This window comes from Luteolibacter sp. Populi (assembly GCF_040801775.1).
Lineage (GTDB): Bacteria > Verrucomicrobiota > Verrucomicrobiia > Verrucomicrobiales > Akkermansiaceae > Haloferula.
The window spans coordinates 3,360,621-3,372,697 of the sequence record NZ_CP161812.1 but is presented as its reverse complement, the minus strand read 5'-3'; the positions used below and the strand labels follow the sequence as shown (position 1 = coordinate 3,372,697).

The 12,077-nt window shown below is 63.6% G+C and carries 7 protein-coding genes; all 7 read right to left on the bottom strand.

Translation table 11 applies throughout. The features are described 5' to 3' along the window. Positions 1-2 precede the first annotated feature (2 nt). Entirely contained in the window at positions 3-3,140 is a 3,138-nt protein-coding gene (locus tag ABWK72_RS13635) for an efflux RND transporter permease subunit (protein ID WP_367870121.1), read from the bottom strand. A 3-nt stretch (positions 3,141-3,143) separates the two neighbouring features. After that, on the bottom strand, positions 3,144-4,301 hold the full coding sequence (locus ABWK72_RS13630; protein ID WP_367870120.1) for an efflux RND transporter periplasmic adaptor subunit: 1,158 nt from the start codon (positions 4,299-4,301) through the stop codon (positions 3,144-3,146). A 153-nt stretch (positions 4,302-4,454) separates the two neighbouring features. Continuing rightward, positions 4,455-5,834, bottom strand: coding sequence for an efflux transporter outer membrane subunit (locus tag ABWK72_RS13625; protein ID WP_367870119.1), 1,380 nt, complete (start codon positions 5,832-5,834; stop codon positions 4,455-4,457). A 27-nt stretch (positions 5,835-5,861) separates the two neighbouring features. Then, positions 5,862-9,008, bottom strand: coding sequence for an efflux RND transporter permease subunit (locus ABWK72_RS13620; RefSeq protein WP_367870118.1), 3,147 nt, complete (start codon positions 9,006-9,008; stop codon positions 5,862-5,864). Positions 9,009-9,110: 102 nt separating this feature from the next. Beyond that, positions 9,111-10,331, bottom strand: coding sequence for an efflux RND transporter periplasmic adaptor subunit (locus ABWK72_RS13615; RefSeq protein WP_367870117.1), 1,221 nt, complete (start codon positions 10,329-10,331; stop codon positions 9,111-9,113). 40 nt (positions 10,332-10,371) lie between these two features. Next, positions 10,372-11,127, bottom strand: coding sequence for an SDR family NAD(P)-dependent oxidoreductase (locus ABWK72_RS13610; protein ID WP_367870116.1), 756 nt, complete (start codon positions 11,125-11,127; stop codon positions 10,372-10,374). A gap of 284 nt (positions 11,128-11,411) precedes the next feature. Next, entirely contained in the window at positions 11,412-12,023 is a 612-nt protein-coding gene (locus tag ABWK72_RS13605) for a TetR/AcrR family transcriptional regulator (RefSeq protein ID WP_367870115.1), read from the bottom strand. Positions 12,024-12,077 lie beyond the last annotated feature (54 nt).

The following is a 12,077-nucleotide window of genomic DNA, read 5'->3' as shown; positions in this document are numbered from 1 at the left end:
GGCTACCGGGCGCCTTCTTTCACCGCGGCCGGCTTGCCGCCGAACTTTTCGGCGATGGTCTGGACGACGACATAGAGCCAGGGAATGAAAAAGACGCCGATGACGGTGGCGGCGGTCATCCCGAAGCAGACGGCGGTGCCGAGGCTCTGGCGGCTGGCAGCGCCCGCACCTGAGGAGAGGACCAGCGGGACAACGCCGAGGATGAAGGCGAGCGAGGTCATGATGATCGGGCGAAGGCGGAGACGCGCCCCCTCAAGGGCGGCATCGCGGATCGGCATGCCCTGCTCGCGGCGCTGCTTGGCGAACTCGACGATGAGGATGGCATTCTTCGCCGCGAGGCCGATGAGCATGACCAGTCCGATCTGGACGTAGACGTCATTGGTGAGGTTCCGCAGGTAAGCCCCGAGGAAGGCACCGAAGACACCGATCGGCAGGCCGAAGAGAACGGCAAAGGGCACGGCCCAGCTTTCGTACTGCGCGGCTAGTACCAGAAAAACAAAGAGCAAGGCCATGGCGAGGATGACTCCCTGCTGGCCACCGGCTTGTTTCTCCTGAAGGGCGGTGCCGGTCCACTCATAGCCGTAGCCTTCCGGTAGCGCTTCTTTCGCGGCCTGCTCCATGGCAGCGATGACCTGGCCGGAGCTGACTCCGGGAGCGGCATTCGCGGTGACCTCCGAGGTGCGGTAAATATTGAAGTGCGGCAGGAGGTCGGCCCCGGTGGTATTCTCCACGGTGGCAAAGGTGCTGAAGGGGACCATGCTGCCATCGGTGCTGCGGGTGTAGATGCCGCCGATATCCTCCGGGTGCATCCGGTACTGCGACTCGGCCTGGACCTTCACTTGGAAGCTGCGGCCGAAGAGGGTGAGATCGTTGACGTAAAGGCCGCCGAGATTGGTCTGGAGCGCGGCGAAGACACCATCGAGCGGGATGCCGAGGGTCTTGATCTTGTCGCGGTCGAGTTCCACGTGAAGCTGCGGCACGCGGTTGCTGTAGAAGGAAAATGCGCGCGCGATCTCAGGCCGCTCGCTGGCGGCGGCGAGGAAGCGGTTCGACACGTCCTGGAGTTCATCGGGCGTGCCGCCACGCCGGTCCTGGAGTTCGAATTGCACGCCGCCCGAATTGCCGAGGCCCGAGATGGGCGGAGGCGGCACGGGGATGATCATGGCCTCCGGGATCTGGCTGACGGCGACGAAGACCGAGGGGACGATCTGAGGCACCTGTGCCGCCGGGTCCTCGCGATCCTTCCAATCCTTGAGCGAAACGATGCAGACGCCGGCATTCGACGCCCGCGCGCCGCTGAGGAGGTTGAGGCTGCCGATGGTGATGACGTCGCTGACGCCCGGGGTCTTTTCGAGGATGCCCTCGATCTTGCGCAGCACGCGGTCGGTGCGCTCCTGGGAAGCTCCGTCCGGCAGTGTGGCGATGACGAAGAGATAGCCGAGATCTTCCTCCGGCAGGAAGGAGGTGGGCAGGCGTTTCAGAAGCCCGATGGTGCCGGTGTAGATGCCCGCAAGCAGGAGCAAGGCGATCACGCCATAGCGCATGAGCCAGCGGCACGCTGCGGTGTAGCCTCCGGTGAGTTTGTCGAAGGCGCGGTTGAAGACGCCCAGGGCCCTTGCCACCGGTCCCTTCGATTGCTTGCGCGGGCGCAGCATCATCACGCAAAGGGCCGGCGTGAGCGAAAGGGCCACGATCGCCGACAGGATCACCGAGACCGATAGGGTAATGGCGAACTGCTGGTACATCTTCCCGGTGATGCCGCCCATGAAGGACACGGGAACGAAGACGGAGCACAGCACCAGCGCGATGGCCACGACCGGCCCCGAGACTTCCTGCATCGCCTTCTTCGTCGCTTCCAGCGGGGCGAGCCCGTGCTCGATGTGGTGCTCGACGGCTTCCACCACCACGATCGCATCATCCACGACGATGCCGATCGCGAGCACGAGGGCGAAAAGCGTGAGGGTATTGATGGTGAAGCCGAGCGGGCCGAAGATGGCGAAGGTGCCGAGCAAGGAGACCGGCACCGCCAACATGGGAATCAGCGTCGCGCGCCAGTTGCCGAGGAAGATGAAGACGACGATGAGCACCAGCACGAAGGCTTCCACCAAGGTGTGGATGACCTGCTCGATGGAGGCGGTGACGAAGCGGGTGGAGTCGAAGCTGACCTTGGCCTCCATGCCGGGCGGGAAGGCGGCGGACAATTCGGCAAGGCGCTTCTTGCAGCCTTCCGCCGTCTCGAGGGCATTCGCCGCGGGCAGTTGGTAGATGCCGATGAGGGAGGCGGGAGCGCCGTTGATGCGGCCGAAGCTGGCGTAATCCTTGCCGCCCAGTTCGGTGCGCGCGACATCGTTCAGGCGCACGATCGTGCCATCCGGCAAGGTCGAGATAACGATCTCCCCGAACTCATCGGGCTGAACCAAGCGGCCCTTCACGTTCACAGAGAACTGGAACTCGACCCCCTGCGGGGCGGGCGGTGCCCCGATCTGGCCGGCGGCGGCCTGCACGTTTTGCTCCTGCAAGGCAGCGGTGACATCACTGGCGGTGAGGCCGAGCTTCGCGAGCTTGTCCGGCTGGAGCCACACCCGCATCGAGTAGTCCTTTTGCGTGAAGATCGATACCGAGCCGACGCCGGGCACACGGGCGAGTTCCGACTGGAGATTGAGGAAGGCGTAGTTGTTGAGGAAGAGGTCGTCGTAGGTGCCATCCGGCGAGCTGAGGGCGAGTACGAGCAGCATGTCCGGCGATTGCTTCGTAACGGTGATGCCGTTCTTGACGACGTCGGCGGGGAGCTTCGGCTGGGCCCGGGCCACCCGGTTCTGGACGTCCACCGCGGCGTCGTCGATGTCCTTGCCGACCTTGAAGGTCACCTTGACGGTGCACTGGCCGTCGCTGGTGCTGCCGCTGGACATGTAGAGCATGTCCTCCGCGCCGTTGATTTCCTGTTCAAGCGGGGTTGTCACCGTTTCCTCGACGACGCGCGAATTCGCACCGGGATAGACCGCCGTGACCTGCACCGTGGGCGGGGTCATGCTCGGGTATTGGGCGATCGGCAGCGAGACCAGCCCGAGGTAGCCGACCAGCAGGATCAGGATCGAGAGGACGATCGCGGCAACCCGGCGCTGGATGAAGAAGGCGGCCATGACTCAGCGAGCAGGAGGTGCTTCCATGGCGGATGGCGGAAGCGGATTCACCGGCATCCCGGGGCGGACTTTCTGCAGGCCCTCGACGATCACGCGGTCGCCCTTTTCGAGACCCTTGCTTACGATGAAGCGATCCTCGAAGCGGTCCGTGGTCACGATCGGGCGCTGCTCGACCTTGTTGTCGGCGGTGACAAGCATCACCGCCCGGGCGCTCTGGATGGTGACGACGGCCTTTTGCGGCACGAGAATGGCACCCTTTCGCTCCTCCGGCGCGACACGGATGCGGCCGAACTGGCCGGGGCGCAGGAGGAGACCGGGATTCGGGAAACTCACGACGAGTTTCAAGGTGCCGGCCCTGGCGTCGAGGGTGCGATCAACGAAGGCGAACCTGCCCTTGTGCTCGTAGGTGGTTCCGTCCGTGAGGATGAGCTCGAACTCCAGCGCCTCGCCATGGCGGTCGGCGGCATCCTGATCGCCCAGGAAGCGCCTTTGAAAGCGGAGGAAACTGACCTCAGGAATGTGGCAAACAGCCCGGATCGGATCGACCGTGGAGATGGTGGCGAGGAGGGTGTTCTCCGTGGTGCTGCCGACGTAGTTGCCCACGTCCACCTCGCGGCCGCCGATCATGCCATCGAAGGGCGCGCGCATCTCGGTGTAGCCGAGATCAAGCTTCGCGAGTTCCAAGGAAGCCTCCCCCGCAAGGACATCCGCCTCCGCGACTCGGGAGGCGGCGATGGCATCGTCGAGGGTCTGCTGGGAAATCGCCTTCTGGCTGGCAAGCGGTTCGAGGCGGGCGACATCCGAGACCTTGCGGTCGCGGGTTGCCTCGGCTTTGGCGAGGGCGGCTTCCGATTGATTGACGGCGGCTTTGAAAGGGAGTGGATCGATCTGGAAGAGCAGGTCGCCCTTCTTCACGCGGCTGCCTTCCTTGAAGGGCGCTTCGACCAGGAAACCGCGCACGCGGGCCAGGATCTCCACCGTGGAATCCGCCTCGGTGCGGGCGACGTTCTCCACGTAGATGGGGACGTCGCGCTGCGTCACCTCGTCCACGATCACCGCGGTCGGGGGCGGTGCGGGAGCCTTGGCCACTTCCTTGCGGCACGACGCCAGCAAGGCCAGTGCTGCGGTGGCGAATAAGAGAGCCGGATCGAGCCTTTTCATCCCTTCTAATAGGAGGGAAGCGAAGTCCGCCGGAAATGTCGACTCCTAACGAAGGGCGCACCCCACCCAAGATAAGGGAGGGGTGCGCCCGTGTGACCGGATTTTTCAGGCTTTGCCGCCGGAGGGGGTGCCCAGGTGTTTTGTGGTTAGAAATTACCAGCCGCCGCCGAGCGCCTTGTAGAGGCCGACCGAATTGGTCAGGCGGGACAGGCGCAATTGGATCAGCGCCTGCCGCGAGGCGTAGAGCTCCTGGTGCGCATCCAGCACTTGGAAGTAGCTGTCCACGCCCTGCGTGTAGCGGGCGTCGGCGAGATCGAAGCGCCTTTGCTGCGCTTCCACCAAGCCTTCGTAGGCGACGATTTGCTCGTTGATGCCGGTGCGTGCCACGAGGCCGTCGGAGACCTCGCGGAAGGCGTTCTGGATCGACTTCTCATATTGCGCGATGCCGATCTGCTTGCGGACTTGAGCGACCTTCAGGTTCGACTTGTTGTAGCCGCCGTCGAAGATCGGGACACTGATCTGTGGGGCGAAGGACCAGGCGCTTGAGCCGCTCTGGAACAGGTCGCCAAGGCTGCGGCTGGCCGTGCCGGCTCCGCCCGTGAGCGTGATCTTCGGGAAGAAGGCGGCGCGGGCGGCACCGATGTTGGCATTCGCTGAACGGAGCTGATGTTCCGCTTCCAGGATATCCGGCCGGCGGGTCAGCAGGTCGGAAGGAACGCCCGAACGCAACTCGGCGAGCACGCCATGCTCCAGTGTCCGGCCCGAGGGCAGGTTGTTCGGAAGACCGCTACCGATCAGGAAGGACAGCGCATTGCGGGTGACGGCGAGTTGCTGCTGGTAGGCAGCAAGGTTCGCCTTCGCGGTCTGCACTTGGATCTCCACCGAGCGCACGTCGAGTTCCGAGACATCGCCGGCATCGAGGCGGGTCTTGGTGAGGTCGTAGGTCTGGCTGACCGATTTCAGCGTCTGGTCGGAGAGCTCGATCTGCTCTAGCAGCGCCCGTTCGGTGAAGTATTGCCCGGCCACTTCCGCGACCAGCGAGATCTGCACGCCGAGCCGCGCGGCATCGCTGGCGAAGTAGTCTTCCAAGGCCGCGTGATTCAGGCTGCGGACGCGGCCGAAGAGGTCGAGTTCGTAGGAAGTGACGCCGACCGAGACATCGTAGTTCCGGGACTCGACCGCCGTCCCCCCGGAGACGGTCGAGCCCGGTGTCCGCCGTCGTGAGCCGGTGGCGGACAAATCCACGGTGGGAAAGAGGGCGCTACGGGAAATGCCGTACTGGGCGCGGGCCTGCTCGACATTGAGCGCTGCGACGCGCAAGTCGCGGTTGTTCTCCAGCGCCATGCCGACGAGCTTTTTCAGCCGCGGGTCGGTGAAGAAGGAGCGCCACTCCAGGGTGGCTGGAGCGGAGCCGCCGCCGTGACCGTTGAAGCTGACGGGGACGACTTCGACGCCCGGCTTGTCGAGGGAAGGCTCGAAAGAGCAGGAACTGATGAAGGCTGCGGAGAGCAGCAGGATGCGGGAAGTTTTCATGATTCGTTTTGGTAAGTGGGAGGCACTTCAGGCGGAGACCGGCTCCTCCTTCTTGCTGACCTTCGCCAGCACCACATAGAAGATCGGCGTGAGGAAGAGACCGAACACGGTCACCCCGATCATGCCGGAGAACACCGCGACGCCCATCGCCCGGCGCATTTCGGCGCCGGCACCGCTCGCCGCCACCAGCGGATAGACCCCGGCGATGAAGGCGATCGAGGTCATCAGGATCGGCCGCAAGCGCAGGCGTGCCGCCTCCACTGCCGACTCGATCACACTCTTGCCTTGCTCACGCAGATGCACCGCGAACTCGACGATCAGGATCGCGTTCTTCGCGGCCAGGCCGATCAGCACGATCAGCCCGATCTGCGTGAAGATGTTGTTGTCACCCTTGTCCAGCCACACGCCGACCATCGCGGACAGCAGCGCCATCGGCACGATCAGCAGCACCGCGAAGGGCAGGCGGAAACTCTGGTACTGCGCGGCTAGTACCAGGAACACCAGCAGGATGCTGATCGGGAAGACGAGCATGCCCGTGTTCCCCGCCAGGATCTTCTGGTAAGTCAGGTCCGTCCAGTCGAGCGCCATGCCCTTGGGCAGCGTTTCCTTGGCGATCTGCTCCATCAGCGCCTCGGCCTGGCCGGAGCTGTATCCCAGCGCGGGTCCACCGTTGATCTCGGCGGCCGCGTAGCCGTTGTAACGCATCGCGCGTTCCGGTCCGTAGGTCTCCTTGACCGTCAGCACGGAGCCGAGGGGCACCATCTGGCCCTTGTCGTTGCGGGTCTTCAGCTTCGCGATGTCCTCGGCGTCGGTGCGGAATTCCGCATCCGCTTGTGCCACCACCTGATAGGTCCGCCCGAAGCGGTTGAAATCGTTCACATAGAGCGATCCCAGGTTGATCTGCATGGCTTCGAAGATGTTGCCGAGCGGGATGCCCTGCTGCTTCGCCTTGGCGCGGTCCACCTCGGCATCGAGTTGCGGCACGTTCACGGTGAAGCCGGAGAAGGTCCGGCCCAGGCCCGGGGTTTGGTTCGCCTTCGCGACCAAGGCCTGCGTGGCGTTGTAGAGCTCGTCGTAGCCCATGCCCGAGCGGTCCTCGATGTAGAGCTTGAAGCCACCCGTCGTGCCCAGGCCGTTGACCGGCGGCGGCGGGAAGATGGCCACGAAGGCACCTTGGATCTCGCCGAATTGCCGCTGCAGGTCCGCCGCGATTTCCGTGCCGGACATGCCCGGGCCCTCGCGTTCTTCGAAGGGCTTCAGGTTCACGAAGGCGATCCCCGCGTTCGGGCTATTGGTGAAGCCGTTGATCGAAAGTCCCGGGAAGGCGATCGAATCCGATACGCCCGGGTGCTTCAGCATGATGTCGCCCATCTTGCGGATCACCTCGTCGGTGCGCTCCAGCGAGGCACCCTCAGGAAGCTGCGCGAAGGCCACGAGATACTGCTTGTCCTGCGCCGGCACGAAACCCGAGGGCACCTTCTTGAAGATCGAGTAAGTCGCAAAGAGAAGGCCGACATAGACGAGCAGCGCGATCGCGCCGCGCCGCACCAGTCGGTTCACACCCGCGGAATACTTGTTCGATGCCCACTCGAAGAAGCGGTTGAAGGGCCGGAACAACCAGCCGAGCGCGCCATCCATGATCCGCGAGAGCCGGTCCTTCGGAGCGTTGTGATCGCGCAGCAGCAGGGCGCAGAGCGCTGGGGAAAGGGTCAGCGAGTTGAAGGCCGAGATCACCGTCGAGATCGCGATGGTGATCGCGAACTGCTTGTAGAATTGCCCGCTCAGGCCGGTGATGAAGGCCGTGGGAATGAAGACCGCGGAGAGCACCAGCGCGGTCGCCACGATCGGTCCGGTCACCTCCCGCATCGCTCGTTTCGTCGCCTCCACCGGTGAGTAGCCGAGCGCGATATTCCGCTCGACGTTTTCCACCACCACGATCGCATCGTCCACCACGATCCCGATCGCCAGCACCAGGCCGAAGAGCGAGAGCGCGTTGATCGAGAACCCCAGCATGCTCATCACCGCGAAGGTCCCCACCAGGGAAACCGGCACCGCCGCCAGCGGAATGATCGAGGCCCGCCAGGTCTGCAGGAACAGGATCACCACCAGCACCACCAGCAGGATCGCTTCTAACAGCGTGTGAACCACCGCCTCGATCGAGTGCCGCACGAACACCGTCGGGTCATAAGCGATCTTGTATTCCAAGCCGTCCGGGAAATCGACCTTCAGCTTCTCCATCGTCTCGCGGACCGCATTGGAGAGCGCGATCGAATTCGAGCCGGGAAGCTGGAAGATCGGGATCGCCACCGCGGTCTTGTTGCTCAGCAGCGAGCGCAGCGCGTATTCGGAAGCGCCCAGCTCGACCCTCGCCACGTCCCTCAGCAGCACGCGTTCGCCGCGCCCTCCGATCTTCAGCACGATATCGCCGAACTCTTCCTCCGTGACCAAGCGCCCCTTCGTGTTGATCAGCAATTCCGTGTCGGCCCCCTTCGGATTCGGCTGTTGCCCCACGGACCCCGCCGCCACCTGCACGTTCTGTTCGCGGATCGCCGCCACCACATCACCGGCGGTCATGCCGCGCGCGGCCACCTTGTTCGGATCGAGCCACACGCGCATCGCGTAGTCGCCGGAACCGAAGAGCTGCACCTGACCGACGCCGGGCAAGCGGGTGAGCACGTCGCGCACCTGCAGCGTCGCATAATTGCGGACGTAAACGTCGTCATAGCGTCCGTCCGGCGAGAGCAGGTGGACCACCATCGTCAGGTCCGGCGAGCTCTTGACCGTCGTCACGCCGATCTGCCGGACTTCTTCCGGCAGCTTCGGCAGCGCCTGCGCCACGCGGTTCTGCACCTGGACCTGCGCCTTGTCCGGATCGGTGCCGAGCTTGAAGGTGACCGTCAGGGTCATGACCCCGTCGCTGGTCGCCTGCGAGAACATGTAGATCGAGTCCTCGACCCCGTTGATCGCCTGCTCGAGCGGCGTGGAAACCGTCTCGGCGATGGTCTTCGGGTTTGCGCCCGGATAGCTCGCACGCACCACGACCGTGGGCGGGATCACTTCCGGGTACTCGCTGACCGGCAATTGCCACAGGGCAATCGCCCCGATCAGGAAGGTGACGATGGATAGCACGCCCGCAAAAATCGGGCGCTTGATAAAGAAGTCGGAGAAATTCATAGAGGGGACTGGCAAGGTCGGTTCAGTCCGGGGCACAGGAGGCCCCGAGGGCCGGAGCGATGGCTCCGGCCCGGGTTACGATGCTTCTAGTAGCGGGTCGGCTCAGTTCACCGCCACCGAAGGCTCGACGATCATCCCGGCGGTGACCCGCTGGAGACCGTTCACGATCACGCGGTCGCCGTTGTGAATGCCTTCGCGGATCACTCGCTTGCCATTCAGGACCGGGCCGAGCTTCACGCTGCGGTAGCTCACGGTGTTGTCGGTGGCCACGGTCAGCACGAACTTCTGGCTTTGGTTAGTGCCGATCGCCCGCTCGCTGACCATCAGGGTCGGCAAGGGCGAGCTCACCGGCAGCCGCACCCGGGCGAAGAGCCCGGGAACCAGCACTTCATCCTTGTTCGGGAAGACCATGCGGTAGACCAGGGTGCCGGTCGCGGCGTCCACCCGGTTGTCGGCGGACTCGATGTAGCCGCGGTGCGGGTAGTCCTTCTCGTCGCCCACCTGCATGTCCACGATCACCTTGCCATCGGCACCGGCGATCGCACCCTCACGGCGCAGCCGGTCGAAGGTCAGCGCGGTCGTTTCATCGACGTCCGCGTAAACATACACGTCCCCGGCCGAGACCACGGTCGTCAGCAAGCTCGCGCCCCCGGGATTGCCGGAAACGAGATTGCCCGCGGTAACCAGCGCACGGCTGACCTTGCCGCGGATCGGCGAGCGGATGACCGTGTGCTCGAGGTCGAGCTTGGCCGTGGCCAGCGAGGCTTCCGCCGATTGCAACTCGGTGCGGGCTTCCGCCAGCCGCGAGTTGCGGGTCTCGGAAGCCTCGACCGAGACCGCCTTGGCCGAAACCAGGCTCGCCGTCCGCTTGGCCTCGCTCTCGGCGATGCTCACGCGCACCTTGGCACGCTCCACCGCGGCCTCCGCCAGCTCGGCTTCCGCCTTATACCAGCGCGAATCGATCACGAACAGCACGTCGCCTTTCTCGACGATCTGGCCGGCCTGGAGACGCACTTCATTGATGTGTCCGGAAACCCTCGGCCGGACCTCGACCGTCTCGCGGGCGTCCACCCGGCCGAGGAGTTCACGATGATCGGTGACCGTCTCCTGCTCGACGTTCGCCACGGTCACCTGGGGCAGGGGAGCACCGGCGGCCGGGCCTGCCGGCGACTCCGCGGCGAAGGCCTTCGGCACGTAATGGAAACCCGCGGCGATCGCGCCGATGCCGAACAGCATCAACAGCAGCCGCGTGTGGAAGCGCGAGGCCGGGATATCCGGTGCCTCGGGCAAGTGAGGTTCTTCTTCGTCTGATGGAGGATTCATCTAGGTAGTTGATTGAATGGTAAATATTGAGACTGGCTGATCAGCGCATGCCGCCGGAGATGACGAATGTCTCTCCTGTGATCCACGACGATTCGCCCGAGGCCAAAAAGACAGCGGCCCCGGCAATATCTTGCGGTTGGCCGATGCGCCCCAAGGGCGTCTGGGCTTCGACCGCCGTCTGCATCTCGCTGCCACCGATGCCTGCGGTGTGGAATCCCTCGGTTTCCACCATGCCGGGGTTGATCGTATTGACGCGGATTTGCCGCGAACCCAGTTCCGCGGAAAGGACTCGCGTGACGGCATCCACGGCACCCTTGGTCGCGCTATAGGCCACGCTTCCGGGAAAGCGGGCGGTCGAGACCACGGAACTGATGTTGATCACGCTGCCACCTTCCGCGGGAAACAGCGGAAGAGCTTCCTTGGTGGCAAGAATCAGGCCGAGGACATTGAGATCGAACTGCCGGTGGAAATGCTCGGCATCCACCTGCTCCAGGGGACGCATCTCATAGACGCCAGCGTTGTTCACCAGGATGTCCACCTTGTCATAGGCCTTCTTCGTCTCGGCGAAGAGCCTGGTCACTTCTTCCGGCTTCGAGAGATCCGCCTGCACCGCCACGGCCTTGCCGCCGGCACCGGTGATCTCCGCTACCACCTTGTCGGCACCGGCTTTGCTAGAGGAATAATTAACCACCACGGCAGCGCCTTCGGCTGCCAGATGCTTTGCGATCGAAGCGCCAATGCCTTTAGAAGCTCCGGTGACGACGGCGACTTTTCCTGCGAGTTTAAGAGTGCTCATGACGATTTGGGAGTGAGTGGCTTGTAGTTGACTGAATAGTAAAGTTTTGGACCAAAAAAATGCGTAGCTTGCTTACATGGTGCCGGACCAGTGGAACCGTTCTCCGTTGCCCAAGGTGGCTTTACGGAGAAATGAAAGAAGGGGGCGGGAAGAGATCCGGCGCAGGACTTTTAGAAGCCGTGCCGGTGCTGTGACAGGGGAGTTGCCGTGTGCTTTCATGATTTGAAACAGAAGGAGTTATAGTTGACTGTATGGTAAACAAACAGGGCAAAAAAAGGGCGGACTCAGGAGGCTTGGGCGATCGGGGCTCCGAGGTAGCCCATCACCATCTCCGGCAGGATGCGGAGCGACTCCAGGCTGTTGTGGATCCGGGCCTCCGTCAGGCTGCCTTCATAGAGAGTGTAAACGGCCTTCGCCTTGATTAGCGGGTCGCCGGGACCTACCGACCCGTCGGCCTGCGCATCCCGGATCGCGGACTCCAAGTAGCGGACCATCCGGCAGAGCGTCTCCTGGACCTTCGCCCGGATCGGCTCGTTCTGGGTGCAAATTTCGGAACCCAATGAAAAGCAAGGGCAACCGAGGATCTGGCCGTTCTCTTCCAGCATCTGCTTCTGGCAATCGTAGGACGACTGCATCATCAGCCGGATCCGCTCCAGAGGGGGATTCGAGGCCGAGAACATCGCGTCGAACTTCGGCTTCATCTCCTTCTGCCAGTCCTCTTCCAGCGCGGCGACAGCCAGATCGGCCTTCGATTCGAAGAAGTAGTAGAAGCTACCCTTCTTCACTCCGGCCTTCTCACAGATGGCGTCAATCGTCACCATCCCGTAGCTGTTTTCCCAGATCAGGTCTCCGGCAGCTTCGAGCAGGCGTTCCTTGGCGTCACTTTTGCGTCCCACGCCGAAACAGATAGTTGACCGTTTGGTAAACAACAAGGGGAAATTTTCAGAAAT

What these genes read in the sequence shown, in the direction of transcription:
- ABWK72_RS13620 (WP_367870118.1), bottom strand. Translation starts at nt 9,008, where the DNA reads ATGAATTTCTCCGACTTCTTTATCAAGCGCCCGATTTTTGCGGGCGTG.
- ABWK72_RS13610 (WP_367870116.1), bottom strand. Translation starts at nt 11,127, where the DNA reads ATGAGCACTCTTAAACTCGCAGGAAAAGTCGCCGTCGTCACCGGAGCT.
- ABWK72_RS13635 (WP_367870121.1), bottom strand. Translation starts at nt 3,140, where the DNA reads ATGGCCGCCTTCTTCATCCAGCGCCGGGTTGCCGCGATCGTCCTCTCG.
- ABWK72_RS13615 (WP_367870117.1), bottom strand. Translation starts at nt 10,331, where the DNA reads ATGAATCCTCCATCAGACGAAGAAGAACCTCACTTGCCCGAGGCACCG.
- ABWK72_RS13630 (WP_367870120.1), bottom strand. Translation starts at nt 4,301, where the DNA reads ATGAAAAGGCTCGATCCGGCTCTCTTATTCGCCACCGCAGCACTGGCC.
- ABWK72_RS13625 (WP_367870119.1), bottom strand. Translation starts at nt 5,834, where the DNA reads ATGAAAACTTCCCGCATCCTGCTGCTCTCCGCAGCCTTCATCAGTTCC.